Genomic DNA, 25,505 nt, shown 5'->3' on the forward strand with positions numbered 1-25,505 from the left:
TCGTTGGGTAGGGGCGCGGTTCACAGGGCGATCAACCGGATCGTGCCGCCAGCGCGGACGTTGAGCGCCGCGCACAGGGCCGGATCGAGCGCCAGGGGCTGACCGGGCTGGAAATCCAGCTCGGCGACCACCGCCCGAAAGCCATGCAGAGCATCGTTGCTCACCAGATAGCGACCGCGAGCATCGATCAGGGGTTCCTCCTGAACCGTGACTGTCTGGCTCTGCGCGATCGAACGGATGTTGGCGGTGCGTGCATACAAGGTCGGGCCGGCATCGAACAGATCGATGTAGCTGTTGGTTTCAAAACCCTCGCGCTCGAGGATGTCGAAGGCTTCCTGACCGTCCGGGTGGATGCGGCCGATGCAGTCCTGCGCGGCTTGCGGCAGCATCGGCACGTAGATCGGGTATTGCGGCATCAGTTCGGCGAGAAACGTACGGCTCTGCAAGCCGCACAGGCGCTCGGCTTCGACGTAGGGCAGGTCGAAGAAATGTTTGCCCAGCGCATCCCAGAACGGTGAATGGCCTTGCTCGTCGCTGTAGCCGACGATTTCGGTGATCACCGCTTCGGCAAATCGCGGCGCGTGGGCGGCGATGAACAGCAGGCGTGCCCGCGACAGCAATTCGGAAAACGGCGTGCGCACCAGCGCTTCATCGATGTGAAAACCGCGCAGCAGCGTATGCCCGCTGAGGTCGTGACACAGCGACAGCGCCGGCACGCCGTGCTCGATGTTCAGCTCCCGCGAGGCGCTGGTGAAGTGGCGGTTGCGCAGGCTGTAAAACGGCTCGTTGAAACCTGCGGTGGCGAGGATTTCCGAGCAGCCGACCAGTCGATGGCTGTCGATGTCCTCCAGCACGAAGAAGTAATTCTCCGGGCCCTGAGCCGCCGCATCGCTGTCGAACGAGGCACAGGACGCGGCGATTTTTTCGCTAAGACGTTCGCTATCGTCCGGCAGGGACGTGACGCCCACCAGGCTGTCGCGCGCCAATTGTTGCAATTGAGGCAGGTCGTTTGGCTCGACTGGGCGTAAGACCAGCATGGATGCACTCCTGTATCAAAAGGTTCGGCCCATTCGCCGAACCTGACTATCACTGTCGGTTTCCACGCGTTAAAGCGGCGGTCGCCTGATTTGTTGTCAGACGCCGCTCTTTTTCTTGTCAGCCATTGCTCGGGTCAGGCAGCGCGGTACTGGCGCCGAGCTTGTTCAGGAAGAACAGGTACACCAGACCCAGTGCGATCCAGATCAGGCCGAGTTTCTGTGCATCGACGCCCATGTTGTACATGATGGCCGCGACGATGATGAAGCCGATCACCGGGCAGATCAGGTGACGGATCACCTGGCCGGATTTCTGCCGGCGCCAGTAGTAATTGATCACGGTCAGGTGCAGCAGCATGAAGCCGCTCAGGGCGCCGAAGTTGACCAGCGAAGTCAGGGTGTCCACCGAATTGATGAACAGGTAGCAGATCACCAGCGACAGCACGGCCACCAGATAAATGCTCAGGTACGGCGTGTTGTGTTTCGGGTGCACCTTGGCCAGCACTTTCGGCAGCTTGCCGTCGCGGGCCATGCCGAACAGCAGGCGCGAGACCGCGGCTTGCGAAGTGATCGCCACCGCCACGCCCCAGGCCAGCGCCGTGGCCACACCGGTCAAGGTTGCGAGCCAGCTGCCAGCGGCGATTTCGGCGATTTCATAGAACGCGGTGTCGGCGGATTTGAAGCCCATGCCGGCTGCCAGATCGGTAGCGATCCAGGTTTGTGCGACGAAAATCACCCCCATCACCACCAGCGTGATCAGCGCCGCTTTGCCGACACTGCGGCCCGGATCGCCCTTGATCTCTTCGGCAAGCGTAGAGATCGCATCGAAACCGAGGAACGACAGCACCGCAATCGACACCGCTTGCATCAGCAGGGCGAAGTTGAAGGTTTCCGGGTGATACAGCGGCGCGAGGGTCAACTGGCCGTTGCCGCCACCGTTGTGCAGGGCATTCCAGGCATAGAACAGGAAAATGCCCAGCACCACGAGTTGCGCCAGCAGGAACACAATGTTCATGCGAGCGGTAAAGGTGATGCCGCGCAGGTTGACGAAGGTCGCGCTGACCAGGAACGCCAGAATGAAGCCGACTTTCGGAATGTCCGGGTACAAATGGTTGAGCGCCATCGCCGCGTAGACGTAAAGCAGCGGCGGAATCAGCAGGTAATCGAGCAGCATCAGCCAGCCGGCGATGAAGCCGACGTGTTGATTCAGGCCCCGTTGCGCGTAGGAATACACCGATCCGGCAATCGGAAAGGCCCGGGCCATGCTGCCGTAACTCAGAGCGGTGAACACCATCGCCACCATGCCGATGATGTACGCCAGAGGCACCATCCCCGGTGCCTCGGCGTTGACGTAGCCATACACGCCGAACGGGGCGATGGGGATCATGAAGATCATCCCGTACACCACCAGATCGGTCAGTGTCAGGCTACGTTTCAACTCCTGTTTGTAGCCGAACTCTTCTATTTCCATGAAGCGCAACTCCTTGTCAGCCAATCGGTCGTTTTAGTTGTTATATCGGTCCGTCGTTTACAGCGTCAGCAGTGGTTACAACAATCCTTACAGCAATGGAGCCAGATAATTCGCCCAGCGAGTCACCGCTTCCGGGCTGCGCAGCAGATCGTTGCGCACTTCGATCAACACCGACTCCAGGCCCCGGGCATCGCCGTGTACCGGCACGGTCATGTCGCCCAGTGGGTCAATCCTGTACGGCTGGTTGCCGGCGACTTTCAGCGGGTGTCGTTCCAGACCGTCGAGCATCCGTTGGGCATAGGCCCGGGCCTGACCGAACAGCACGCCGACCTCCAGCTCGCGCGGCTGGCCGTAGTACACCGGGGTGAAACTGTGAATCCCTACCACCCGTACCGGCCGACCTTCGGCCAGACGTGCATCGATCAGTTGTTGCAGCCGTGTGTGAAACGGCTTGAACAGGCACTGGCGACGGTATTCGCGGGTGGCCTCGTCGAGCTCGCGGTTGCCCGGCACCTGATAGATCTCGCTCTGCGCCGGTATGCTGTCGGGCGCATGCCGCGGGCGGTTGAGGTCGATCAGCAGGCGCGAATAGTTGGCGCTCAGCAGAGTTGCACCCAGTTGCTCCGACAGTTGCTCGGCCAGCGCCAGGGCTCCGATGTCCCAGGCGATGTGTTCGCGCGCCGCCGTGTCATCCAGGCCCAGATTGTTCAGGGCCTCGGGGATGTAACGGCTGGCGTGTTCGCACACCAGAATCAGCGGGTGCGTCGAATCTTCACGGCTCAGGTTGTAGACCGGTCGGGTGTACAACCCAAGCTCAACGGATTCAGTACAGGCGTGCATAGTGCTCACAAAGATCAGCGGGCGAGAGCTGTTCCGTCAGCGCCAGTTCCTCGGTTTTAAGGGCGAAAAAGGTTTCGAGCAACGCGCTTGGCAGCGCTTCGACCAGCGCTTCACTGCGACGCAGGCAATCCAGTGCCTGGGCCAGGGAGGCGGGCAGGGCAACGATGCCCCGGGCCTTGCGTTGTTCGTCGTTGAGTGAATCGGGGATTTCATCGGTGATCGCGTTCAGCGCCAGACGTTGCTCGATCCCCAGGCGTCCGGCGATCAGCAGCGCGGCCATTGCCAGATGCGGCGAGGCGGTGGCGTCCATGGCGCGGAACTCAAGGTTGTATTGCTTCGCCACGGGTTTGTTCCCCAGGCTCACGGTCGGGCAGATCCGCAGCGCCGCTTCGCGATTCTGCTGGCCGAGGCAAGCGTAGGAAGCGCTCCAGTGGTGCGGCTGCAAGCGTTCATACGACACCGGCGTCGGTGCAGTGAATGCGCACAGCGCCGGTAAGTAATGCAGCACACCCGCCGCCCAGTGCTGGCCGAGGGTCGACAGGCCATTGCTGGTGCCGGCGTCGTAGAGCATCGGCTGACCGGCCAGATCGAGCAGGCTGACGTGCAGGTGTACGCCGTTGCACACCGCGTCGGCAGCAGTTTTTGGCGCAAAGCTCAGATCCAGACCCATCTGCCGGGCGATTTCGCGAGTGATCTCGCGCACGTTGACCGCGCGATCCGCCGCCGCCACGCCAAGGGTTGGGCGGCAGGTGATTTCGTATTGATGCTTGCCGTATTCGGGCAGGAACATTTCCGGCTCGACGCCACCGGCGCGCAACGCACTGAGCAGCCAGCCACCGAATTCCGCACCTTGGCGTTGGGCTTCCAGCGAGAACGCCAGATGTTCGGCAAACCCGGCGTGCAGGTTGAATTCGTGTTCGAACGCGGCGTTGACCTGCAAGCCGAGCTCATCGCGATAGCGCTCGACCTCGTTGCGCAACAGGGTGCGCGGGCAGGTGGCCCACGGCCGGCCATCGGTTTCGCGGATATCGCCGTGAATGAAATCCAGCGCAGGTGCTGTGGCGTCCGGGCCGTTGCCGACGGTGACGCGGCTGGCCAGATCGGGAATCAGCCGCAGGTCGCCATACGCGCCCCACGGACTGGTCGAAGCGATGATGTCCTGCGGCGTCAGCGCGCTGTTGGCTGGCACCCAGCCACAACCGGCGGCCTGATAATGCTCCAGCTCATCGGTGGGAAACGAACGGCCACGGGTGACGCCGATCAGGTCGGTGGTGACGATGGTGGTCATCGGCAACGGTGACAGGCGTTCGCTCATGGCTGCATCTCCTGCAACCGACCGAGCACGGTGTCGGTGTCGGTGATCCAACAGTAGCCCTTGATCGCGTTCAGGCAGGCGTCGTGACGTGCTTCGGTGTAGGTCGCGCAGGCGTCCGCCACCAGAGTGACGAGGTAGCCACGGTCGGCGGCGTCGCGCACGGCCATGTCGACGCACTGGTCGGTGACAATTCCGGCGATGATCAGGTGGCGGGTTTCCAGATTGCGCAGCACGTAGTCGATGTTGGTCGAGTTGAAGACCCCGGAAGAGGTCTTCGGCAGCACGATTTCGTTTTCCGCCGGGGTCAGTTCGGCGATGACCTGTGCCTGCGGGCTGCCCTTGGGCAGGTGCATGTCCGACAGCTTGTGATCCAGCGAGCGGTCACGGCCATCGGCGGTCAGGCTTTCGATCAGGGTGTGCAGCACGTTCTGCCGTGCTTCGCGGAAGGCGTTGAGCAGGCGAACCTGATTGGGTACCACTTGCGAGCGCGTGCGGTTGAGGAAATACGCGGCGTCCGGGCCTTCGAGGTGCGGGTCGAACTGCGGCTCGAGCCAGGCGCGCTGCATGTCCACCAGCAACAGGGCGGTGTGATCGGTGACAAACGGCAGGTCCCGTGGCGAGCGATGGGGAAGGCTGAACATCCTTATTTATCCTCCAGCAAATGGGTGTCGAAGTCGTTGCGCAGGGCATCGATGCCTTCCAGGCGATCGGCCAGGTCCGGGCTACGCAGAGTCAGGCAAGCAATCAATGCTTCAACCTGGGCCAGCGCCGGGACCATGGTGTCGAACGGCGAGGCCGACTCCACCGGGGCGCTGATGATCATGTCGGCCAGCTCGCGCAGCGGTGAGGCGTAGATGTCGGTGAACAGCACAACGCGGGCGTTGCTGTTCTTCGCCGCGCTCGCCACGCGCAGGGCCTGGGTCTGGTAGCGGCGATAGTCGAACACCAGCACCACGTCCTGACGTTGCAGGTCGAACAGGCGGTCGGGCAGTTGCGCGTTGTCTTCCAGCGCAAAGCAACCGGGGCGCAGCAGACGCAAATGATTGAGCAGGTAAGTCGCCATCAAACTGCTGAAGCGTCCGCCGAAGCAGTAGACCTGATGGCGGGTGTCGAGCAGCCAGTCGGCCAGAATTCGCACATCTTCCGGCTGGGTCAGGGCCTGGGTTTCGGCCAGCAGGTTGTGGCTATGAGCCAGATAATGACTCCAGGCATCGTCCTTGTTCTGATGCGAGCGCGGCTGCAACAGAGTGCGCGGCGAGCGCAGGCGATGGTCCATGTCACTGAGCAGGGCGTCCTGGAATTCGGCGTAACCACCGAAGCCGAGCTTTTTCACCAGCCTCACGATGGTCGGATCGCTGACGCCGGCATGTTCGGCCAGGCGCGCCATCGGGCCAAGCCCGTTGCGTGGATACTGATCGAGCAAGGCGCGAACGACTTTGCGCTCCGACGGCGTCAGGTCAAGGCCGGGGTCGGTGATCAGGTCTCTTAAAGGGGGCATCCGGGCTCCTGCTGGATGGGGTGTTGAATTCGCTTCACAATCCGTTAAAACAGTATTTATGTAACTGACGCTACATGTCTAGCGAATTTTTCCGCGTTTAAATCAGGCCCCAAAATGAGGCGGGATGCCCGTAACGCAAGGGTTACACGTATGTCGACCAGTTTTGTAGTCCATTGCCCATAATGGTGTCAGACATTGCCGCTTTCACACGCTCGGATCATCCAATCGACTCGCCCGGAGCATCCCGGTTTACGGCACAATTGCCGCTTCATCAGCGATTATGTCGATGACCGTCCTGTCTTTCAGCCGAGTAGCCTCCCGTGCAGACCACCCGTTTGACCTTGATCTGCCATGCCAGAACAGTCGCACAAAAATTGGCGTGTTTTCCTACGAACGAGCCTGTTGAAGACGTGGCGCTGGCGTCCGACTCGCTGGCTTCGCGTCTGGACACTGCGTCACGGTTGATTTGCGGCCCGGAACTGCGCACTCGCCAGACGGCGGCGTGGTTTGGCCACGACATACATATTGATCAGGCCCTGCGTGATTGCGACTGGGGACGCTGGCAAGGTCAGTCGATAAAGGATTTGCAGCGGAACGAACCCGAGGCATTGCAAGCCTGGCTCGACGATCCGCACGCCGCACCCCATGGTGGCGAGTCGGTGGCGCAACTGCGCGAGCGAGTGGCCGCGTGGCTGGTTTCACTGCAAGCCACGCCGGGGCACGTGGTGGCGGTTACCCATCCGTTCGTGATTCGTGCTGCATTGATGCAGGTCGTGCAGGGCGAGGCGTTTCACAGCATCGATGTCGAGCCGCTGGCGGTGGTCGATCTGCGGTTTGCCGGGCGCTGGCGACTACGCTTGTCCGGCATGAGCGTGGAAGGAGCAGAGCAATGAAGCGATTGCTGGTGATCGGCATCGGTGCCGGCAACCCGGACTACATCACGATGCAGGCGGTGAAGGCGCTGAACCGGGTGGACGTGTTTTTCCTGATGGACAAGGGCCGTAGCAAGGACAAGCTGATCGACCTGCGGCGAGAAATCTGCGAGCGCTACATCAGCGATCGTACGTACCGTTTCGCCGAAGCCCACAGCCCGGAGCGCGAGCGCGGCGATGTGGACTACAGCGCCAGCGTCGATGATCTGAACCGCGCCAAGCAGCAAACCTTTGAACGCCTGATCAGTGACGAATTGGCTGACGGGCAGTGCGGCGGTTTTCTGGTGTGGGGCGATCCAGCGCTGTACGACAGCACCATTCGTATCCTGCAGGCGATTCTGGATTCGGGGCGATGCGCGTTTGAATTTGAAGTCATTCCCGGCATCACCAGCGTTCAGGCCCTGGCGGCACAACACAAGGTGCCGTTGAACACCATCGGCCGCTCGATTGAAATCACCACCGGCCGACGCCTGGCGGCAGGGCAGGTGAGTGACACGGACAGTCTGGTGGTGATGCTCGACGCCGAAGATTCCTACCATCAGGTGACGGATCAGGAGACAGAGATCTACTGGGGCGCCTACCTCGGCACGCCGGACGAAATCCTCATCCATGGCAAGCTCGGCGACGTTGCCGATGAGATAGAACGGGTACGCAAGGCTGCGCGGGCCGAGCATGGCTGGATCATGGACACCTATCTTCTGCGCAAGCCTTGATCTCGCGACCAAAGCGTTCGCGATACACCGACGGCGGCACCCCGACCACGCTGCGAAACGCCACACGAAAGCTCTCCACCGACCGATAGCCACAGCGCAGGGCAATCTGTTCGGTGTTCTGCGGCGTGCTTTCCAGCAATTCCCGGGCCCGGGCCAGGCGTTCGTGTTGCAGCCAGGCCTTGGGTGACTGGCCGCTGGCTTCGCTGAATTTTCGCAGGAAGGTGCGTTCGCTCATCGCCGCTTCGCTGGCCAGATCGCGCACTTCCAGCGGTTCGTGCAGGCGCTCGCGGGCCCACTGCATCACGCGCGACAGGTCGCTGCGCGGCGTCGGGCTGACCGGCGTCGGAATGAATTGCGCCTGACCGCCGGTGCGCTGCGGCGACATCACCAGCCGCCGCGCCACCGAGTTGGCGATCTGGGTGCCGAAGTCCCGCGCCACCAGGTGCAGGCAGGCGTCGATCCCCGCTGCACTGCCGGCGGAGGTGATCAATTGGCCGGAATCGACGTAAAGCACATCAGGATCGACATCGATGGCCGGGAAGCGCTCGGCAAGCTCCGAGGTGTAGCGCCAATGAGTGGTGGCGCCATGCCCGTCGAGCAGGCCGCTTGCTGCCAACACAAACACACCGGAGCAGATCGACAGCAACCGAGCGCCGCGTGAATGCGCGTCACGCAATGTTTCGAGCAAGACTTCCGGCACCGGTGCACTGCGGTCGCGCCATCCAGGAATGATGATGGTGCGCGCATCCGCCAACAATTCCAGACCGCCATCGGCCAGCACCTGGATCCCGCCCATGGCGCGCATCGGGCCTTGATCGACCGCCGCAATGCAGTGCTCGTACCACGGAAAGTCGAACTCCGGCCGGGCCAGGCCGAAGATCTCCACGGCGATGCCGAATTCAAATGTGCAGAGGCCGTCGTAGGCCAGAATCGCGACCAATCCAGGTGAATCAGGCATTTGGCGGAAAATTCCCGGTGAGTGTCTTGTGCGCCACTGTAGCGGCAAGCGACGGCCCGATAAAGTCTGTTCATCCCCACCGACAAAGGAGTGATTCAACATGCCCAGCCTGGTTCGCGAAATCCCTGCAGCGCCTTCGGCCATTGCCCTGATGCATTTCAGCAACCGTCTGACCTTTGAAACCGATTGTTCCGACGTCTTCAGCAGCCAGGAAGCCGGTGATGTCGACTTTGTGCTGGTGGACGTGCGCGGGCCGTTGGCCTACGAACGTGGACATGTGCCGGGAGCGATCAATATTCCGGGGCGTTTGCTGACGGCGGAAGGGTTGGTGGACTACTCGAAAAACACGCTTTTCGTGGTTTATTGCGCCGGTCCCCACTGCAATGGTGCCAACAAAGCTGCGGTGAAGCTGGCGGCGTTGGGTTATCCGGTCAAGGAGATGATCGGCGGGGTGACCGGGTGGCTGGATGAAGGCTTCCAGTTGAGTGTTGCGACAGCGCGCGTCGCCACTGCGCCGATCGCTTGCGACTGCTGATAGCCAGAAGGTTGCCGCTTCGGCGGCACCTTTTGTCGGCTTTGTCCTACAACCCTTGCACCGCTCTGGCGCACACTTTTCCCACGTGATGGCACTCGCCGATTTTCTGTAAGTATTTGTCGCTTAAACACAATTTGCCCCGTGCGCGCCGCCATAGACTGCCGGCCACTTCGGTTTTTTTGCGCTGTACAGCCCAAGACCGAACCTGACAATCGAAAGCTGCCAATAAAAGCCTCCGCACACGGGAGTAATAAATGAAAAAGCTGGTTATGTTCGGTGCCCTGGCACTGTCGATGTTGTCCCTGACCGCCGTGGCCGAAGACGCCAAACCGATCCGTATCGGTATCGAAGCCGGTTACCCGCCATTCTCGATGAAAACCCCTGACGGCAAACTGGCCGGTTTCGACGTGGACATCGGCGATGCGCTGTGTGAGCAGATGAAAGTCAAATGCACCTGGGTCGAGCAAGAGTTCGACGGCCTGATCCCGGCGCTGAAAGTGAAGAAGATCGACGCGATCCTGTCCTCGATGACCATCACTGACGACCGCAAGAAAAACGTCGATTTCACCATCAAGTACTACCACACCCCGGCGCGCTTCGTGATGAAGGCAGGCTCGGGCGTGAAAGACCCGCTGGTTGAGCTCAAAGGCAAGAAAGTCGGCGTGCTGCGCGCCAGTACCCACGACCGCTACGCCACCGAAGTACTGGTGCCGGCCGGCATCGAGCTGGTGCGTTACGGCTCGCAGCAGGAGGCCAACCTGGACATGGTGTCCGGTCGTATCGACGCGATGCTGGCCGACTCGGTCAACCTGAGCGACGGCTTCCTGAAAACCGACGCCGGCAAAGGCTTTGAATTCGTCGGCCCGACCTACGAAGACGCCAAGTACTTCGGCGGCGGCGCCGGTATTGCAGTGCGTAAAGGCGATACCGAGCTGGCTGAGAAATTCAACACCGCCATCAACGAAATCCGCGCCAACGGCAAGTACAAGCAAGTGCAGGACAAGTACTTCGACTTTGACGTGTACGGCCATTAATACGCCGTAGAAAAAAGTGGCCCCGTTCATTCGGTGGCCACTTTTTTTTCGCCCGTGATTTATCCTGTCAGCACATTTTCAATGCAGTCATTGCCTCGGCAACGACTACAGAATTTCCGGAGTTCCCCATGCAACGCATCGACCACCTTCTGCCCTGGAGCCACTTGGGCAGCGAACGTTCCCTGAGCGTGTTCCGTTACGGCGCCGGCCCGCGCAAGGCCTACATCCAGGCCAGCCTGCACGCCGATGAACTGCCGGGCATGCGTACCGCGTGGGAGCTGAAAAAACGCCTGGCCGAACTGGAAAGCAACGGCCAGTTGCAAGGCGTGATCGAACTGGTGCCGGTGGCCAACCCGATCGGCCTCGATCAGCACCTGCAAGGCAGCCACATGGGGCGTTTCGAGCTGGGCAGCGGCAAGAACTTCAACCGCTCCTTCGTCGAACTCAGCGCGCCGGTGGCCGAGCGCATCGGGCATCAGTTGGGTGGTGATGCCCAAGCCAACATTGCGTTGATCCGCCAGACCATGGGCCAGGTGCTTGATGCGTTGCCAGCGCCGGCGTCGCAACTGGAAGCGCTGCACCGCCTGTTGCTGCGCCACGCCTGTGAGGCCGACATCACCCTCGATCTGCATTGCGATTTCGACGCCGCGATTCATATCTACGCCTTGCCGCAGCACTGGCCGCAGTGGCGATCCCTCGCCGCACGCCTGAAGGCTGGCGTGGCGCTGTTGTGTGAAGATTCCGGTGGCAGTTCGTTCGATGAATCCTGCTCCTCGCCGTGGTTGCGCCTGGCGCGGATGTTCCCGGAGGCTGCGATTCCACCGGCCAACCTCGCTACCACACTGGAACTGGGCAGCATGGGCGACACCCGCGTCGATCAGGCTCAGGCCAATTGCGAGGCGATTCTGGGCTTTTTGGCCGAGCAAGGCTTCATCAGCGGCGAATGGCCGAAGGCGCCGCAGGAATGCTGCGAAGGCATGCCGTTCGAAGGCACCGAATACCTGTTCGCCCCGCACCACGGCGTGGTGAGTTTCCTGCGCGATGCCGGTGAGTGGGTCGAGCGCGGCGATGCGCTGTTCGAAGTGGTCGATCCGTTGAACGACCGCGTGACCACCGTGCGTGCCGGCACCAGTGGCGTGTTGTTCGCCATCGATCGCGGTCGCTACACCCAGCCGGGTATCTGGCAGGCGAAAGTGGCGGGGCGCGAGCCGATTCGAGTCGGCAAGCTGATCAACGACTGACACCCCATCCTCCGGATCACAGTGTTAGGCTCTGCGCCGAACCCTGCACTGTGTGAAGGAAGGCTTATGTTGAAGGTGTTTACGCTGTTGACGCTGCTCGCGTCCACTGCCGTTCAGGCTCAGACCTCGCTGCAAAACGATCTGCCGCTCAACTACCTGGCCCAGGTTCACCCGGACGCCGAACAGCGTCCGCTGGTGATTTTCCTGCATGGCTATGGCAGCAACGAAGCAGACTTGATCGGTATGAAATTTCAGCTGCCCAAGCAGTACAACTACCTGTCGGTGCAGGCACCGATGGCGTTGGGTGAAGGGCGTTTCCAGTGGTTTCGCAAGAAAGGCGAAGGTGCCTACAACGGCGAGACGGATGATCTGAAGGCCAGCAGCCAGAAACTGCGGGCCTTTATCGCCGCAGCGGCGCAGAAATATCACGCGCAACCGGAGAAGGTGTACCTGATCGGTTTCAGCCAGGGCGCGATGATGACCTACGAGGTAGGGCTGCGGCAGCCGGCGGTAGTGGGTGGCATCGCGGCGTTGAGCGGGCGGGTATTGCCGGTGCTCAAGAGCGAGCTGAAATCAGAGCAGCAGCATCCGCCGCTGGACATCTTCATCGGCCACGGCACGGCGGATGACCGTGTGCCTTACAGCGGTGGCACCGAGGCCGATGCGTTGTTGCAGAAGCTGTCGTACAAACCGCAATTTCATGCCTATCCCGGCGTCGGCCACAGCATCAGTGCGGCCGAGCTTCGGGATTTGAACGACTGGTTGCAGCAACTCAACCCGTGAAGATCACTTTTCCTTGAGGATGGTTTTCACCAGTGCCTCGTGACCGCTCTTGTCGCTGGCTCGGGAAATCACCTGGACCAGCGCCATGCGCGTGCCGGAACCGGCCAGCAACGTGGTGTTGAGAGTCTGGCCGCCGCCCTGGGTGGCGGTGCTGTCGACCTGACGCAAGCCCAGGCCGTTACCTTTCTGGGTCAGGCTCTTTTCGCTGAGCTTGTTGAAGTCCGGCAGGGCCTTGCGTTGGGCGTCGATGAAATCGGAGACGGTGCCGTCGAGGAATGCACTGTCGTTGTCCTTGACGTTGTTGCCTTCGGGAATCTGGTTTTCGGCGACGATGACCACAGTCTTGGTGGCGTCGTTGCTGTACATGGTGCCCTTGGCGCCGGTCGGCCCGGCCGGCAGCGGGTCGCCGACAAAGCCCTTGGGCAGGACAAAACTGAATTTGCCGTCGAGCATCGAGACTTTCTCGGTGACAACCTTCTCTTTGGCCTTGGCTGCCTGAGCATTGATGGCGCCGAAACCGGCCACCGCCGCCAACAACAGGACGACGGCTTTCTTGCTAAGCAATGACATTCGAATCTCCGAGGGATGGTCGCGCTTGGGCGGCGATCATCCCACGGAGCACACCCGGCACTCCAGAGCGGTTTGTCCGGGCGGGTTCAGTTCGGCGACGGTGCCGGCGCGGGTTTGGCCAGCAACTGCCGGGTGACGCCCAGCATCGCCACCGAAACGGCCACGGCCACCACGAAACCGCCGAAACCCAGATTGGGAACCGTCAGCGCCAGCACCAGACAAAACGCCGAAAACGAATACATCCCCGTCGCTGTCGCCCGCAACAACGCGGCGGTAAACGCCGGGCCACGGGTCTGCTGGGAAAACACCGCCATCACGCTGCCGAGCACCGGGAACACCGCGAGCAGACCGCTCCAGCGCTCGCCGACGGTGCTGGCCAGCATCGTCACCACCAGCGTGAGCGCGGCCCCGGCGATCATCCGCCAGACCAGTTTGTCCGACTTCGGCGCCGGGCCACTTACCACCGGTTGTACCTTGGGAAACAGGTATGGCGCGGCAAGCAGGGCAGTTGCAGCGGCGGCAATCGAGAAGGGCAGAGAGGCCGGTATCAGCGACAGGATCAACGCCAGCACGGCCCAGACCGATAAAGAAACCACCAACGCCAGCGGCCAGCTCGCCCGCTGCGCCACCTGCGCGTAAGTGATGCAAAACGCGATCATCGCAAACATGGCCGACAGCGCCGCCACCGCCGATTGCGCGGCAAACGCCGGGCCTTGCTCGATGGCGAGGAAAAACAGAATCGGCCCGACCACCACTGGCAACCCCGACAGCCACCCGGCGACGCTGGGGCCCCAACGCTTGCCCGCGAGGGAAATCAGCAGCAGGAAACCGGGAATCAGCAGCAGTTTGAGGATCAGCACGCAGGTGTCTCCTTCGGGTCAATAAGGGCCACGTTAGCACTGTGGTTCACGGATTGCTGTATATGCATGCAAAACATGTATACAAAATGACGAGCGCAATAGCCGACTATGCTCTGAGTATCAGGGTTTACCGGAGTCGATACCGCGATGAGCAATACACCGAAGTTGTTGCGTGGATGCTGCGGGATCGGCTTGTGGGCGTTGTTGCTGACACCCACCTGGGCCAGTTGGCAGGACGCGGTGCCCGGCGCGCAGATCATCGGCACCGGCGATTTCAGCGTGTTCGGTTTCGACGTTTACAACGCCCGGTTGTGGAGCGCCGCGCGTCCATTGGCCGATGGTCAGCCCTTCGCCCTGGAGCTGATCTATCGGCGTAGCGTGTCCCGCGAAGATTTGGTCAAGGCCAGCGTCGACGAGATCAAACGCCTGGCAGGCGCCTCCATCAATCCTGCGCAACTGGCGGTGTGGCAGGCCCAGATGCAGCAATCGTTCGTCGACGTGCAGGCCGGCACGCGGATCACCGGGGTGTATCTGCCAGGGCAGGGCGCGCGGTTTTTTGTTGGCCAACAGTTGCAGCACGAGATCAATGACCCTCTGTTCGCCCAGGCTTTTTTCAATATCTGGCTGGATCCACGCACGCGCAATCCCGAACTGCGCCAGCAACTGCTGGGTACTGCCAAACCCTGATCGCAGCACATCTGCGCTTGGGCGCACCGACTGAAACGTCTAAGCTGCGTCTTTCGACTTGTTTCTGGATGTGTGCGTGAAATTCAGCTTGCCCAAAATCGCTACGGCGCCGTTCTGCCCGCCGGAAGTGGCCGGCAGTGTTCCGGTCGATCCCAACGCCTCGTTCTTCAAACGCGTGCTGCGCTTTGCCGGCCCCGGTTTGCTGGTGTCGATCGGCTACATGGACCCGGGCAACTGGGCCACCGCCATCGAGGCCGGTTCGCGCTTCGGTTACAGCCTGTTGTTCGTGGTATTGCTGGCGAGCCTGGCGGGCATGGTTGTGCAATGCCTGTGCTCGCGGCTGGGCATCGCCACCGGGCGCGATCTGGCGCAGCTGTCCCGCGAACGCTACAGCACCCCGACGGCGCGGCTGCAATGGGTGCTGGCGGAAATCTCGATCATCGCTACCGACCTTGCGGAAGTGCTCGGCTGCGCGCTGGCGTTTCACCTGTTACTGGGTTGTTCGCTGACGTTCGGCATCGCCCTGACCGCATTCGATACGTTGCTGGTGCTGGCCCTGCAAAACCGCGGTTTCCGCCGGCTGGAGGCGATCATGCTGGTGCTGGTGGGCACCATCGGCGCGTGCTTCTTTGTCGAGTTGCTGCTGATCAAACCGTACTGGCCGGATGTCGCCCAAGGCTTCACACCGTCGCTGTCGGCGATCAGCGATGCTGCGCCGTTGTACCTGGCTATCGGCATCCTCGGTGCCACGGTGATGCCACACAACCTGTACCTGCACACCTCGATCGTGCAGACGCGGCTGATCGGCAAGGATCTGGCCAGCAAGCAGGATGCGGTGAAACTGGCGCGCATCGACACCATCGGTTCGCTGGCGCTGGCGTTGCTGGTCAACGCGGCGATCCTGATACTCGCGGCGGCCGCTTTTCATCAGTCCGGGCACACCGACGTGGTCGACATCCAGGACGCCTATCACTTGCTCGATCCACTGGTGGGCGGCGCGCTGGCCAGTGTGCTGTTCGGCGTGGCGCTGCTGGCGTCGGGGCAGAGCTCAACCTTCACCGGCACCATCGCCGGGCAAGTGATCATGGAAGGCTATCTGAACCTGCGGATTCCCTGCTGGCAACGACGCCTGATCACCCGTGGGCTGGCGCTGATCCCGGCATTCATCGGCGTGTGGCTGATGGGCGACGGCGCGGTGGGCAAGTTGCTGGTGCTGAGTCAGGTGGTGCTGAGCCTGCAATTGCCGTTTGCGCTGTATCCGCTGATTCGCATGACCAACGACAAGCAACTGATGGGGCCGTTTGTGAACCGGTTGCCGACCAAGGTGCTCGCGTGGGGATTGTTTGTGGTGATCAGCGGGGCGAATGCCTGGTTGATTCTGCAGCTGGCGGCCTAACGGCCAAACGCTTCCACCACAAAATCAATGAACACCCGGGTCTTGGCCGGCAGCAAAGTGCGGCTGGGGTAGTACAGCGAAATCGCGCCGGCATCGCATTGCCAGTCGGGCAACAGTCGCACCAGTTCACCGCGTTCGATCTGCGCACTGACATCGGGCAGCACCAGCATCGTCACGCCCAGACCCAACAACGCCGCGGTGCGCATGGCCATCGGGTCATTCAGGACGATGTTCGGGTTGAGCAGGGCGCTGGCCTGTTCGCCGGCTTCGTTGTGCATCTGCCATTGGCGCAGGCGCCCGGTGCGCAGGCCGCGCATGACGATGCCGTGGTGATCGGCGAGATCAGCCGGATGTCGCGGCAGTGTGCGGCCGGCCAGATACGTCGGCGACGCCACCGCCAGCACTTCGGCGGACGACAATGGCCGGGCGACCACGCCGGGCGTCAGTTCGAAGCCGCCACCAATCGCCACGTCGTAGCCCTCGGCGATCAGATCCACCTGACGATTCTCGAAGTGCCATTCCGGGCGAATCAGCGGATAGCGCGCCAGAAACTCCGGCAGCAGCGGCAGCATGTGATCGATGCCGAACGTCGGCGGCAGGCTGATCTTGAGCACGCCTGCCGGCTCGCCGCGCTCGGTCGCCACCGTCGCAATCGCGGCCTGCAAGGCGTCGAGGTTGCCGCCGATGCTCGCCAGAAAACCTTCACCTGCCTCGGTCAACGACAGCTTGCGGGTCGAGCGTTGAAACAGCCGCACGCCGAGGTTGCGTTCAAGAATGGCCACGTTGCGACTGACCGCCGCCGGGGTCAGCGCCAGCAACCGTGCGGCGGCGGAGAAGCTGCCGGTCTCGGCGCTGCGGACGAAAGATTCCAGATTGGCAAGGGTTTCCATAGGTTCGACCTGATAGCGATGCTTGAAGATCATTCAAGACATTACCGGCTAATCAAGTGGGAATGGCAAGCGCAAGATTCGTTTCGAGTCTTACCCCCACTTTGAGGAGAACACCATGAGCACTATCGGAATCATCGGCGCTGGCGCCATCGGTTCAGCGTTTGCCAAAGCCTTGTCGCGTCAGGGCATCCCGTTGGTCATCGCCAACAGTCGCGGGCCGGAGACCCTGGCCGAGCTGGTCGCGGAACTCGGCCCGACTGCCCGTGCCGTTACCCGTGAAGAAGCAGCGGCTCAAGACATCGTGCTGGTCGCGGTGAACTGGTCGAAACTGCCGGCCGCACTGGCCGGGCTCCCGGACTTCGGTGGACGGATCGTTATCGACGCCAACAATTCGATTGAAGCGCCATCGTTCAAACCGGTGGATTTGCAGGGGCGGCCGTCCAGCGAAGTGTTCGCCGAATGGGTGCCGGGCGCGCGGGTGGTCAAGGCGTTCAACCACTTGCTGGCGCGTTTGCTGGAAGCGGATCCGGCGTCGGAGGGGGGCAAGCGTGTTCTGTTCCTGTCCGGCGATGATGCGCAGGCCAAGGCTGAGGTGGGAGCGCTGATCGATCAGCTCGGCTTCTTCGGTATCGATCTGGGCGAGTTGAGCGTGGGTGCGCGACTGGTGCAGTTCCCGGGCGGGCCCTTGCCGGTGCTGAATCTGGTGAAATTTGGCTGACGACCGGGCAAAAAAATACCCGGTGCGACGTGAGTCGTACCGGGTTTGTTGCCAACGGGCAGTGGATGTCGTGGATCCGCCGCCCGCTGTTGAACCTCTTTTGCGCTTAAGCGCGTTCCAGTGCCAGGGCCACGCCCTGACCGCCGCCGATGCACAGGGTCGCGAGACCCTTTTTCGCATCACGCTTGATCATTTCGTGGAGCAGGGTCACCAGCACGCGGCAGCCCGATGCACCGATCGGGTGACCGAGGGCGATGGCGCCGCCATTCACGTTGACCTTGTCCAGATCCCATTGCAGATCCTTGGCCACCGCCAGCGATTGCGCGGCGAAGGCTTCGTTGGCTTCGATCAGATCCAGCTGGCCGATGTTCCAGCCGGCCTTGTCCAGGCAGCGGCGAGTGGCGGACACCGGGCCGATGCCCATGATCGCCGGATCGACGCCCGCGTTGGCGTAGGCGGCGATTTTCGCCAGCACCGGCAGGCCCAGGGCCTTGGCTTTTTCGGCGCTCATCAGGATCACGGCGGCCGCGCCGTCGTTCAGCGACGAAGCGTTGCCGGCGGTGACGCTGCCGTCCTTCTTGAAGGCCGGACGCAGCTTGGCCAGGGATTCGGCGGTGGTGTCGCCGCGTGGCTGCTCGTCGACCTTGAACGCCACCGGATCGCCTTTGCGCTGCGGGATCAGGATCGGGGTGATCTCATCGACAAAACGACCGGCCTCGATGGCAGCGGCGGCTTTCTGTTGCGACGCAGCGGCGAAGGCGTCCTGCTGCTCGCGGCTGATCTCGTATTTCTCGACCAGATTCTCGGCGGTGATACCCATGTGGTAATTGTTGAACGCATCCCACAGGCCATCGCTGATCATGGTGTCGACGATTTGCGCGTGACCCATGCGCAGACCGGTGCGCGCGCCCGGCATGACGTAGTTGGCCAGACTCATGTTTTCCTGGCCGCCGGCGATGATCACGTCAGCATCGCCGCAACGGATCGCCTGGGCGCCGAGGTGCAGGGCCTTGAGGCCCGAACCGCAAACCTTGTTCAGGGTCATGGCCGGTACGGCGTGGGGCAGACCGGCCTTGATCGCCGACTGGCGCGCCGGGTTCTGGCCGGCGCCGGCGGTCAGCACCTGGCCCATGATCACTTCATCGACCTGAGCACCGTCCAGGCCGGTCTGCTCAAGCAACTGGCGGATGACCGCTGCGCCCAGATCCACGGCGGAGACGGTGGCCAGCGATCCCTGGAAACTGCCGATCGCGGTACGCGTGGCGGCAACAATGACGACGTCTTGCATTTTCGAATTCCTCACTCGGCAGCGAACTGCATTTCCGGTACGTGATCCGGGACGATCAGTTTACCAGCGGTTTTGGCGACGATTTCCTCGACGCTGACGCCAGGTGCGCGTTCCTTGAGGACAAAAGCGCCATTTTCGATTTCCAGGTACGCAAGGTCAGTCAGGACGCGCTTGATGCAACCGGCGCCGGTCAGCGGCAGGCTGCACTGGCTCAGCAACTTGGACTCACCGTCCTTGGACGCGTGGGTCATGATGACGATGATGTTGTCGGCGCCGGCCACCAGGTCCATCGCGCCGCCCATGCCCTTGACCAGTTTGCCGGGGATCATCCACGAGGCGATGTTGCCTTGCACGTCGACTTCGAAGGCGCCGAGCACGGTCAGGTCGACGTGGCCGCCGCGGATCATCGCGAAGGACTCGGCGGAGTTGAAGATCGACGCGCCGATACGGGCGGTTACGGTCTGTTTGCCGGCATTGATCATGTCGGCGTCGATGGTGTCTTCAGTCGGGAAAGGCCCCATGCCGAGCAGGCCGTTTTCCGATTGCAGCATGACTTCCATGCCTTCGGGGATGTAGTTGGCGACCAGGGTCGGAATGCCGATACCGAGGTTCACGTAGTAGCCGTCCTGCATTTCGCGGGCGACGCGTTGAGCCATTTGTTCGCGGGTAAGTGCCATGTTCTTGTTCTCCGTCAGCCTGGATTATTTGCGGATGGTGCGTTGTTCGATGCGTTTTTCGAACGTGCCGCAAATGACCCGGTCGACGTAGATGCCGGGGGTGTGGATCTGCGACGGATCCAGTTCGCCGGGTTCGACGATTTCTTCGACTTCGACCACGGTGATCTTGCCGGCGGTAGCGGCCAGCGGGTTGAAATTCTGGGCGGTGTGGCGGTAGATGACGTTGCCGAAATGGTCGGCTTTCCAGCCTTTGACGATGGCGAAGTCGCCGGTGATGGACTCTTCCATCAGGTACTTGCGACCGTGGAACTCACGCACTTCCTTGCCTTCGGCGACCGGAGTGCCGACGCCGGTGGCGGTAAAGAAGGCCGGGATGCCGGCACCGCCTGCGCGCATTTTTTCGGCGAGGGTGCCTTGCGGGGTCAGGACGACTTCGATGTCGCCTTTGAGCAGTTGCTCTTCGAACATTTTGTTTTCGCCGACGTAGGAGGCGACCACCTTGCTGATCTGGCGGTCGGTCAGCAGCACGCCGAGGCCAAAGCCATCCACGCCGCAGTTGTTGGAGACGACGGTGAGGTCGCGGGTGCCCTTGCGCTTGATCTCGGCGATCAGGTTTTCCGGAATGCCGCACAGACCGAAGCCGCCGGCGATCACGGTCATGCCGTCTTCAAGACCTGCCATCGCTTCCTCGTAGGAATACACGCGCTTGTCGAAACCTGCCATATGCACCTCTTTTATTGTTTGTCGGGCGGCTGGCTAGCCGAATGACTGGAGTGTCGCGCTGAAGGATATATTTGTTAAGTTGATTTTTAAGGTTGATTGATTGATAAAGCTCAATAATTGGCCTCGTTGATCGTTCCCACGCTCTGCGTGGGAATGCCTCTAGGGACGCTCCGCGTCCCAGTGACGCGGAGCGTCACGGGCTGCGTTACCACGCGGACGGTTCGACGCCTCGACGTGGGAACGATCAATGAGGTGTTCAGCTTAATCCCTTGAGTGAATCGTTCATGACCATCAAGCAGATACGCGCTTTTCTCGCCGTGGCCCAGAGCCTGAGCTTTGCCGTGGCCTGCGAGCGCCTGCACCTCTCGCAATCGGCGCTGAGCCTGACCATCAAGGCGCTGGAAGAAGGTCTGGGCGGGCGCCTGTTCAGCCGCAACACGCGCAACGTGGCGCTGACCCCGGAGGGCGAATCGCTGCTGCCGCTGGCCCGGCGCCTGATCGCCGACTGGGACAACGCCGAAGACGAAATGCGCCAGCGCTTCAGCCTGCAGCGTGGGCGGGTGACGCTGGCGGCGATGCCGTCGTTTGCCGGTAACCTGCTGCCGCCGATCCTCAAGACCTTCCGTGCGCGTTATCCGAACGTCAACGTGACGGTCAACGACGTGATCAATGAGCAAGTGCTGGAAATGGTGCGCGATCGCCAGGTGGAACTTGGCGTGGCGTTCGAGCCGATGCAGAACACCTCGCTGACCTTCACGCCTCTTTATAAGGATCGCTTCGTTGCGGTGGTGCCGCAGGATTCGTCGCTGGCCGACCGTAGCGACATTGATTGGCAGACCTTGCTGCAGGAACCGTTCATCACCCTGCAACGACCGTCCACGGTTCGGGTGATGCTGGAGGAACACTTGCAGGCCCGGGGCATGAAACTGCCGGTGGAATTTGAAAGCCATCAACTGGCGACAGTCGGGCGCATGGTGGCGAGTGGGCTAGGCGTCAGTGCGGTGCCGGCGTTGTGTGCCGGGCAGATGCGCGAGTTGGGCGCGCATTGCCTGACCTTGCACGAGCCCGTGGTTGAGCGGGCGATTGGCGTGCTGACGGATCCGGGGAATGAACTGTCGGCGGCGGCTCAGGCGCTTTTTGACATTCTCAAGGCTGAGGATTTTGGACATCTTTGAAATCCATCCCCCTCACCCCAGCCCTCTCCCGGAGGGAGAGGGAGCCGACCGAGTCGTGCTGCTTAGTACATCGACCTGAGCCACCGAGTCGATTATGGATTCAGGCTCATCAACTCTTGAGTTCGACTCGATATTTCAGGTCGATGTAACTCTTATATTCAGCGTGGTCAGTTCCCTCTCCCTTGGGAGAGGGCTAGGGTGAGGGGTTAGGGATCGCAAGCCGGACATCTCCCTCCCACCATCAACCATTCATTGCTTGAGCCAACAGCGGTAACAATTCCTCACAACACCCCTCAATCTTCAAATCCAGCAACTCATCCGCCCGCGTCTTCCCCAGATTGATCGCAATCAGCGGCTTGCCCCGATCCGCAATCACCCGGCACAGGCGAAACGCCGAATACGCCATCAACGACGAACCCACCACCAGCATCCCGGCGGCATTTTCCGCCAGCGCCATGGCCCGCGCTGCTGTCGGCTGCGCCACGTTCTCACCAAAAAACACCACGTCCGGTTTCATCCGCTCGCCTGCGCAATGCGGGCAGTGCGGCACCTGGAAGCGCGCCTCGAAGGCCGGATCGAGCAGAGTGTCGCCGTCCGGCGCCTGCACGGCATCGACGCCGGCCAGATACGGGTTCTGCGTTTCCATCAATTGCTGAATCGAATCCCGCTCGCTGCGCTGACCGCAATCCAGACACAGAACCCGGTGCAGGCTGCCGTGCAGTTCGATGACGTCGTGACTGCCGGCCTGATCATGCAAGGTGTCGACATTCTGGGTAATCAAACCGCCGATCCGCCCTTGGCTTTGCAGACTGGCCAACGCCTCATGGGCAGCGTTCGGCCGTGCCTGGCGCACGCGCGGCCAGCCGAGCATGGCCCGGGCCCAGTAGCGCCGACGCGATTCCGGGGCGGCGAGGAATTCCTGGTACATCATCGGCTGCCGGCCACGGCGCACACCGTCGGTGTCGCGGTAGTCCGGGATGCCCGACGGCGTGCTGATGCCGGCGCCGGTCAGCACAATGAAGTCGCCGTCGGCCATGACCTGTTGCAGATAGTCGAGCGGGTCGGGGAGGGGACGGTCGAGCATGATCAGCGCTCCGCAGGCTGTAAGTGCCTTGCAGGTTAGCACTGACGGACACCTCTTTTCAGAGGCGTCCGCTGCCCGAGGTTATTTGCGAGCCTCCAGAATCAGGTTGAACGGCGTCTGCGTCGCACGCCGGAAGTGTTTGAACCCCGCTTCGGTAAACACCTTGCGCAAGCGCGACTCGCCCGCCTGCGCGCCGAGACCGAGTCCTACTTCCTGGGACAGCGAGTTTGGCGTGCAGATGAACGTCGACGCGGCATAGAACAAGCGCCCGACCGGCGTGATGTTTTCGTCCAGGGTGTCGTTGGCAAACGGTTCGACCAGCAGTACCGTGCCGTCGTCTTTCAAGGATTTAAACGCATGCTTTGCCGCACCGACCGGATCGCCCATGTCGTGCAGGCAGTCGAAATAGCAGATCAGGTCATAGTCATCGCCGGGGTAGCTTTTCGCCGTGCCCTGGAAGAACCGCGCGCGACTGCTGACACCGCCTTCTTCGGCTCGTTGGGTGGCGACGGTGATCGAAGGCGCGTGATAGTCGAAGCCGACGAACCGCGAGTTGGGATACGCCTGGGCCATGATCACCGTGGACGCACCGTGACCGCAGCCGATGTCGGCGACCTTGGCACCTTCTTCGAGTTTGGCCACCACGCCGTCCAGCGCCGGCAGCCACTCGGCGATCAAATGCCCCTTGTAGCCGGGACGAAAGAAGCGCTCGGTGCCGGTGAACATGCACGGATGGTGATCGCCCCAGGGCAGGGCGCCGTTGCCGCGCATGGCCTTGACCAGTTTGTCCTTGTCATGGAAAAACGACGCCACCACCCCGAGGCCGCCGGCCACGTACACCGGCGAATCCTCCTTGGCCAGGGCCAGCGCCTGTTCTTCCGGCAAACGAAACTTGCCGTCGTGGTGTTCCATGTAGCCGGACGCCGCGTGGGCGCTCAGCCATTCGCGCACCAGTCGCGGGTTGCAGGTGGTTTTTGCAGCGAGGGATTCGGGGCTGACCGGCTGGCTGTCGGCCATTGCCCGATACAGGCCGAGTTCTTCGCCGACAATGACATTGGCCAGCATCGCCGCGCCGCCCATGTCGTTGACCAGTTTGCCCATGAATTCGTTGAGTCTGGCCTCGTCCATTTCATGTGCTCCTTTGACAGGATCACAGTCCGGTGGCGTTGGGGGTCGAGGCATTCACCACCGGGCGGTGGTCGTGGAAACGGGCAGGGCGACACTGCTGTCCTGCGTCCCCCTCGACTGGGTACTGATTGAGTCTAGCCGCTGTTGGCGCCGGCGGGAGCGGGCTGTGTGGATTTCGGGGTTGTGTATCGCGACGGTGTCTGTATCCCACTGTGTACAGGCCCGCCGCCGATACAAATCCCGCCACTTCCCCCGCATTACCCACACAGCCGCGATACACCCGCCGGTTTAACTGAGCCTGTCAGTCGCCGCCCCCGGCGGCTCCTCAGCAGAGACCTTGCCCATGCAGATTCCCCACCCCACCTTGCAGGCCAGTGTCGGGCTCGGCCTGCGTCGCGGCCTGATGAAAGACCTGCAAGCCGCTCGCACCGGCGATTTCGACTTTCTGGAAGTCGCCCCGGAAAATTGGATCGGCGTCGGCGGCGCTCATGGCGCCGCGTTGCGTGAGCTGGCCGAGCGATATCCGTTGTCCTGTCACGGACTGTCGTTGTCGCTCGGTGGCTCGGCGCCGCTGGACGTCGGTTTCCTCCGGGAAGTGCGGACCTTCCTCGATCATCACAAAGTACCGCTGTACAGCGAACACCTGAGCTATTGCAGCGACGACGGTCACCTCTACGACCTGCTGCCGTTGCCGTTCACCGAAGAGGCGGTGCACCACGTCGCCGCACGGATCCGTCAGGCGCAGGACATCCTCGGTCGGCGACTGGCGGTGGAAAACGTTTCCTACTACGCCGCGCCTCGCCAGGACATGGACGAAGTGACCTTCACCAACGCCGTGCTGCGCGAGGCCGATTGCGATCTGCTGCTGGACGTCAATAACGTCTACGTCAATTCGATCAACCACGGTTTCGATCCGCAGACATTCCTGGCCGCCATCGAGCCGGGCCGGGTGGTCGGGATGCACGTGGCCGGGCACTTCGACGAGTCCGACACACTGAAGATCGACACCCATGGCGCCTCGGTCAAACCGGTGGTCTGGTCGTTGCTGGTCGACGCTTATGCCCGATTCGGCGCGCAGCCGACCTTGCTGGAGCGGGATTTCAATTTCCCCGCGTTCTCTGAACTGGTGGCCGAACTGCAAACCATCCGCCGCCTGCAAGCCGAAGGAGGCCCGCGTGGATAATCTTCTGCTGCAACAACAGGCCCTGACCCGCTATTTGCGCGATCCAGAACATGAAGCGCCACCCGCCGACATGAACGCGGCGCGGGTCAATGTCTATCGCGATCTGGTGTTCAACAATGTCTCGCAACTGCTGGGCAGCACATTTCCGGTGCTGATCCGGATCATCGGTCAGGAACGCTGGCGCATGTTGATCCGCGGCTTTCTGCGGGACTACCGCGCGCAGACGCCGAAATTCGGTGAGATCGCCGAGGAGTTTGTCGGCTACCTCGCCTCGGAACCTGCCGTGTTGAGCGAGGGCGACTGGCCGGCGTTTCTGGTGGAACTGGCGCATTACGAATGGGTGGAAATGGTGTTGCAGCAGTCCGACGCCGAAGCCTCGCCTGCGAGTGATCCGGTGCAGTTGCTGGAGCAGCCGTTGCAGGTTTCGGCACTGGCCTGGCCGTTGGCGTACACCTGGCCGGTGCAAATCCTCAGCCCTGACCATCAACCGTCTACACCACCGGCCCAGCCAACGTTGTTGCTGGTACGGCGTGCGGTAGATTTCAGTGTGAAGTTTTCCGAGCTGAGCCCGCTGGCGTGGCGGTTGTTGCAGCGGATCGAGGAGTTCCCGTTGCTCAATGGTCGTGAGCAACTGCAAGGGTTGGCGTTGGAGGCGGGGTTGCCGGAAACAGTGTCATTCATGGACAGCGGTCTGGCGTTGTTGCAGCAACTGCATGAGGACGGAGTGATCGGCATCAACTGATCTCACCGACAACAAAAAGCCCTGTGAGAG

27 protein-coding genes are annotated in these 25,505 nt (G+C 61.9%); 12 read left to right on the plus strand and 15 right to left on the minus strand.

The window, feature by feature from the left end; all coding sequences use genetic code 11:
* Positions 1-20: 20 nt before the first annotated feature.
* The 6 genes from ABFB52_RS11705 to ABFB52_RS11730 form a co-directional block, all read right to left on the minus strand.
* Entirely contained in the window at positions 21-1,037 is a 1,017-nt protein-coding gene (locus ABFB52_RS11705) for an arginine N-succinyltransferase (protein ID WP_085748231.1), read from the minus strand.
* Positions 1,038-1,155: 118 nt separating this feature from the next.
* Entirely contained in the window at positions 1,156-2,505 is a 1,350-nt protein-coding gene (locus tag ABFB52_RS11710; protein ID WP_011333496.1) for an APC family permease, read from the minus strand.
* An 87-nt stretch (positions 2,506-2,592) separates the two neighbouring features.
* Positions 2,593-3,345, minus strand: a complete 753-nt coding sequence (locus ABFB52_RS11715) for an N-formylglutamate amidohydrolase (protein WP_129974030.1) — start codon at positions 3,343-3,345, stop codon at positions 2,593-2,595.
* Positions 3,329-4,660 carry a glutamine synthetase gene (locus ABFB52_RS11720; RefSeq protein WP_102688451.1) on the minus strand — a complete coding sequence of 444 codons (1,332 nt, stop codon included), beginning with the start codon at positions 4,658-4,660 and terminating at the stop codon, positions 3,329-3,331. Before ABFB52_RS11720 ends, ABFB52_RS11715 begins: the two co-directional genes overlap by 17 nt.
* Positions 4,657-5,301: an isochorismatase family cysteine hydrolase gene (locus ABFB52_RS11725; protein ID WP_129974029.1), complete on the minus strand. Its 645-nt coding sequence runs from the start codon at positions 5,299-5,301 to the stop codon at positions 4,657-4,659. Before ABFB52_RS11725 ends, ABFB52_RS11720 begins: the two co-directional genes overlap by 4 nt.
* Positions 5,302-5,303: 2 nt before the next feature.
* Positions 5,304-6,158: a MurR/RpiR family transcriptional regulator gene (locus tag ABFB52_RS11730; protein ID WP_011333500.1), complete on the minus strand. Its 855-nt coding sequence runs from the start codon at positions 6,156-6,158 to the stop codon at positions 5,304-5,306.
* A gap of 320 nt (positions 6,159-6,478) precedes the next feature.
* On the opposite strand from ABFB52_RS11730, the gene ABFB52_RS11735 reads away from it, so the two are divergent.
* Both ABFB52_RS11735 and cobF read left to right on the plus strand, forming a co-directional pair.
* Positions 6,479-7,051, plus strand: a complete 573-nt coding sequence (locus tag ABFB52_RS11735) for a histidine phosphatase family protein (protein WP_129974028.1) — start codon at positions 6,479-6,481, stop codon at positions 7,049-7,051.
* On the plus strand, positions 7,048-7,803 hold the full coding sequence (gene cobF / locus ABFB52_RS11740) for a precorrin-6A synthase (deacetylating) (protein ID WP_129974027.1): 756 nt from the start codon (positions 7,048-7,050) through the stop codon (positions 7,801-7,803). Before ABFB52_RS11735 ends, cobF begins: the two co-directional genes overlap by 4 nt.
* Here cobF and ftrA read toward each other — a convergent pair.
* Positions 7,772-8,761, minus strand: a complete 990-nt coding sequence (ftrA, locus tag ABFB52_RS11745) for a transcriptional regulator FtrA (RefSeq protein WP_085748237.1) — start codon at positions 8,759-8,761, stop codon at positions 7,772-7,774. The two genes, cobF and ftrA, sit on opposite strands and share 32 nt — an antisense overlap.
* A 100-nt stretch (positions 8,762-8,861) precedes the next feature.
* Between ftrA and ABFB52_RS11750 the strand changes: the two genes are divergently transcribed.
* The 4 genes from ABFB52_RS11750 (at position 8,862) to ABFB52_RS11765 (ending at position 12,354) form a co-directional block, all read left to right on the plus strand.
* Entirely contained in the window at positions 8,862-9,296 is a 435-nt protein-coding gene (locus tag ABFB52_RS11750; RefSeq protein ID WP_085748238.1) for a rhodanese-like domain-containing protein, read from the plus strand.
* 254 nt (positions 9,297-9,550) lie between these two features.
* The gene (locus ABFB52_RS11755; RefSeq protein WP_007956251.1) at positions 9,551-10,330 is read left to right on the plus strand and encodes an ABC transporter substrate-binding protein; all 780 of its coding nucleotides are present in this window, start codon (positions 9,551-9,553) and stop codon (positions 10,328-10,330) included.
* Positions 10,331-10,458: 128 nt separating this feature from the next.
* Complete coding sequence (locus ABFB52_RS11760; RefSeq protein ID WP_102688457.1) at positions 10,459-11,571, plus strand: succinylglutamate desuccinylase/aspartoacylase family protein; 1,113 nt, start codon at positions 10,459-10,461, stop codon at positions 11,569-11,571.
* A 66-nt stretch (positions 11,572-11,637) separates the two neighbouring features.
* Entirely contained in the window at positions 11,638-12,354 is a 717-nt protein-coding gene (locus tag ABFB52_RS11765; protein WP_129974026.1) for a prolyl oligopeptidase family serine peptidase, read from the plus strand.
* Positions 12,355-12,357: 3 nt separating this feature from the next.
* Here ABFB52_RS11765 and ABFB52_RS11770 read toward each other — a convergent pair whose 3' ends face one another.
* Positions 12,358-12,924, minus strand: a complete 567-nt coding sequence (locus tag ABFB52_RS11770) for a hypothetical protein (RefSeq protein WP_129974025.1) — start codon at positions 12,922-12,924, stop codon at positions 12,358-12,360.
* A gap of 86 nt (positions 12,925-13,010) precedes the next feature.
* Complete coding sequence (locus ABFB52_RS11775; RefSeq protein ID WP_129974024.1) at positions 13,011-13,784, minus strand: hypothetical protein; 774 nt, start codon at positions 13,782-13,784, stop codon at positions 13,011-13,013.
* A gap of 147 nt (positions 13,785-13,931) precedes the next feature.
* Between ABFB52_RS11775 and ABFB52_RS11780 the strand changes: the two genes are divergently transcribed.
* Both ABFB52_RS11780 and ABFB52_RS11785 read left to right on the plus strand, forming a co-directional pair.
* Positions 13,932-14,471, plus strand: coding sequence for a chalcone isomerase family protein (locus ABFB52_RS11780; protein WP_129974023.1), 540 nt, complete (start codon positions 13,932-13,934; stop codon positions 14,469-14,471).
* Between the two features lie 76 nt (positions 14,472-14,547).
* Positions 14,548-15,867, plus strand: coding sequence for an Nramp family divalent metal transporter (locus tag ABFB52_RS11785; RefSeq protein WP_129974022.1), 1,320 nt, complete (start codon positions 14,548-14,550; stop codon positions 15,865-15,867).
* Here ABFB52_RS11785 and ABFB52_RS11790 read toward each other — a convergent pair.
* Positions 15,864-16,757, minus strand: coding sequence for a LysR family transcriptional regulator (locus ABFB52_RS11790; RefSeq protein ID WP_085748314.1), 894 nt, complete (start codon positions 16,755-16,757; stop codon positions 15,864-15,866). The two genes, ABFB52_RS11785 and ABFB52_RS11790, sit on opposite strands and share 4 nt — an antisense overlap.
* A 115-nt stretch (positions 16,758-16,872) precedes the next feature.
* On the opposite strand from ABFB52_RS11790, the gene ABFB52_RS11795 reads away from it, so the two are divergent.
* Positions 16,873-17,475, plus strand: coding sequence for an NAD(P)-binding domain-containing protein (locus tag ABFB52_RS11795; RefSeq protein WP_129974021.1), 603 nt, complete (start codon positions 16,873-16,875; stop codon positions 17,473-17,475).
* A gap of 106 nt (positions 17,476-17,581) precedes the next feature.
* Here the strand turns inward: ABFB52_RS11795 and ABFB52_RS11800 are convergent, their stop codons facing one another.
* Genes ABFB52_RS11800 through ABFB52_RS11810 form a run of 3 tightly spaced genes read right to left on the minus strand, consistent with a single transcriptional unit; the run spans position 17,582 to position 20,163 of the window.
* Positions 17,582-18,763, minus strand: a complete 1,182-nt coding sequence (locus tag ABFB52_RS11800; RefSeq protein WP_129974020.1) for an acetyl-CoA C-acetyltransferase — start codon at positions 18,761-18,763, stop codon at positions 17,582-17,584.
* Between the two features lie 11 nt (positions 18,764-18,774).
* A complete protein-coding gene (locus ABFB52_RS11805) occupies positions 18,775-19,440 on the minus strand; it encodes a CoA transferase subunit B (RefSeq protein WP_011333516.1) in 666 nt (221 codons plus the stop codon).
* 24 nt (positions 19,441-19,464) lie between these two features.
* Positions 19,465-20,163 (minus strand): CoA transferase subunit A, encoded by a 699-nt coding sequence (locus ABFB52_RS11810; RefSeq protein WP_129974019.1) that lies wholly within the window; start codon positions 20,161-20,163, stop codon positions 19,465-19,467.
* A 284-nt stretch (positions 20,164-20,447) separates the two neighbouring features.
* On the opposite strand from ABFB52_RS11810, the gene ABFB52_RS11815 reads away from it, so the two are divergent.
* The gene (locus tag ABFB52_RS11815; RefSeq protein ID WP_129974018.1) at positions 20,448-21,338 is read left to right on the plus strand and encodes a LysR family transcriptional regulator; all 891 of its coding nucleotides are present in this window, start codon (positions 20,448-20,450) and stop codon (positions 21,336-21,338) included.
* Between the two features lie 241 nt (positions 21,339-21,579).
* Here ABFB52_RS11815 and ABFB52_RS11820 read toward each other — a convergent pair whose 3' ends face one another.
* On the minus strand, positions 21,580-22,422 hold the full coding sequence (locus tag ABFB52_RS11820) for an NAD-dependent protein deacetylase (RefSeq protein WP_129974017.1): 843 nt from the start codon (positions 22,420-22,422) through the stop codon (positions 21,580-21,582).
* 81 nt (positions 22,423-22,503) lie between these two features.
* Positions 22,504-23,550 carry a class I SAM-dependent methyltransferase gene (locus ABFB52_RS11825; protein WP_129974016.1) on the minus strand — a complete coding sequence of 349 codons (1,047 nt, stop codon included), beginning with the start codon at positions 23,548-23,550 and terminating at the stop codon, positions 22,504-22,506.
* Positions 23,551-23,893: 343 nt separating this feature from the next.
* Between ABFB52_RS11825 and ABFB52_RS11830 the strand changes: the two genes are divergently transcribed.
* Together ABFB52_RS11830 and ABFB52_RS11835 are read left to right on the plus strand one after the other, a co-directional pair.
* Entirely contained in the window at positions 23,894-24,733 is an 840-nt protein-coding gene (locus tag ABFB52_RS11830) for a DUF692 domain-containing protein (protein WP_129974015.1), read from the plus strand.
* Positions 24,726-25,475 carry a putative DNA-binding domain-containing protein gene (locus ABFB52_RS11835; protein WP_129974014.1) on the plus strand — a complete coding sequence of 250 codons (750 nt, stop codon included), beginning with the start codon at positions 24,726-24,728 and terminating at the stop codon, positions 25,473-25,475. The genes ABFB52_RS11830 and ABFB52_RS11835 overlap by 8 nt, the downstream gene beginning before the upstream one ends.
* Positions 25,476-25,505: the final 30 nt, after the last annotated feature.

This window comes from Pseudomonas sp. 9.2(2024) (assembly GCF_039695385.1).
Classification (GTDB): Bacteria; Pseudomonadota; Gammaproteobacteria; order Pseudomonadales; family Pseudomonadaceae; genus Aquipseudomonas; species Aquipseudomonas paraglycinae.

Coding starts and splice junctions, on each gene's coding strand:
- ABFB52_RS11705 (WP_085748231.1), bottom strand. CDS start 1,037: ATGCTGGTCTTACGCCCAGTCGAGCCAAACGACCTGCCTCAATTGCAA.
- ABFB52_RS11710 (WP_011333496.1), bottom strand. CDS start 2,505: ATGGAAATAGAAGAGTTCGGCTACAAACAGGAGTTGAAACGTAGCCTG.
- ABFB52_RS11715 (WP_129974030.1), bottom strand. CDS start 3,345: ATGCACGCCTGTACTGAATCCGTTGAGCTTGGGTTGTACACCCGACCG.
- ABFB52_RS11720 (WP_102688451.1), bottom strand. CDS start 4,660: ATGAGCGAACGCCTGTCACCGTTGCCGATGACCACCATCGTCACCACC.
- ABFB52_RS11725 (WP_129974029.1), bottom strand. CDS start 5,301: ATGTTCAGCCTTCCCCATCGCTCGCCACGGGACCTGCCGTTTGTCACC.
- ABFB52_RS11730 (WP_011333500.1), bottom strand. CDS start 6,158: ATGCCCCCTTTAAGAGACCTGATCACCGACCCCGGCCTTGACCTGACG.
- cobF (WP_129974027.1), top strand. CDS start 7,048: ATGAAGCGATTGCTGGTGATCGGCATCGGTGCCGGCAACCCGGACTAC.
- ftrA (WP_085748237.1), bottom strand. CDS start 8,761: ATGCCTGATTCACCTGGATTGGTCGCGATTCTGGCCTACGACGGCCTC.
- ABFB52_RS11750 (WP_085748238.1), top strand. CDS start 8,862: ATGCCCAGCCTGGTTCGCGAAATCCCTGCAGCGCCTTCGGCCATTGCC.
- ABFB52_RS11755 (WP_007956251.1), top strand. CDS start 9,551: ATGAAAAAGCTGGTTATGTTCGGTGCCCTGGCACTGTCGATGTTGTCC.
- ABFB52_RS11760 (WP_102688457.1), top strand. CDS start 10,459: ATGCAACGCATCGACCACCTTCTGCCCTGGAGCCACTTGGGCAGCGAA.
- ABFB52_RS11765 (WP_129974026.1), top strand. CDS start 11,638: ATGTTGAAGGTGTTTACGCTGTTGACGCTGCTCGCGTCCACTGCCGTT.
- ABFB52_RS11770 (WP_129974025.1), bottom strand. CDS start 12,924: ATGTCATTGCTTAGCAAGAAAGCCGTCGTCCTGTTGTTGGCGGCGGTG.
- ABFB52_RS11780 (WP_129974023.1), top strand. CDS start 13,932: ATGAGCAATACACCGAAGTTGTTGCGTGGATGCTGCGGGATCGGCTTG.
- ABFB52_RS11790 (WP_085748314.1), bottom strand. CDS start 16,757: ATGGAAACCCTTGCCAATCTGGAATCTTTCGTCCGCAGCGCCGAGACC.
- ABFB52_RS11795 (WP_129974021.1), top strand. CDS start 16,873: ATGAGCACTATCGGAATCATCGGCGCTGGCGCCATCGGTTCAGCGTTT.
- ABFB52_RS11800 (WP_129974020.1), bottom strand. CDS start 18,763: ATGCAAGACGTCGTCATTGTTGCCGCCACGCGTACCGCGATCGGCAGT.
- ABFB52_RS11805 (WP_011333516.1), bottom strand. CDS start 19,440: ATGGCACTTACCCGCGAACAAATGGCTCAACGCGTCGCCCGCGAAATG.
- ABFB52_RS11810 (WP_129974019.1), bottom strand. CDS start 20,163: ATGGCAGGTTTCGACAAGCGCGTGTATTCCTACGAGGAAGCGATGGCA.
- ABFB52_RS11815 (WP_129974018.1), top strand. CDS start 20,448: ATGACCATCAAGCAGATACGCGCTTTTCTCGCCGTGGCCCAGAGCCTG.
- ABFB52_RS11820 (WP_129974017.1), bottom strand. CDS start 22,422: ATGCTCGACCGTCCCCTCCCCGACCCGCTCGACTATCTGCAACAGGTC.
- ABFB52_RS11825 (WP_129974016.1), bottom strand. CDS start 23,550: ATGGACGAGGCCAGACTCAACGAATTCATGGGCAAACTGGTCAACGAC.
- ABFB52_RS11830 (WP_129974015.1), top strand. CDS start 23,894: ATGCAGATTCCCCACCCCACCTTGCAGGCCAGTGTCGGGCTCGGCCTG.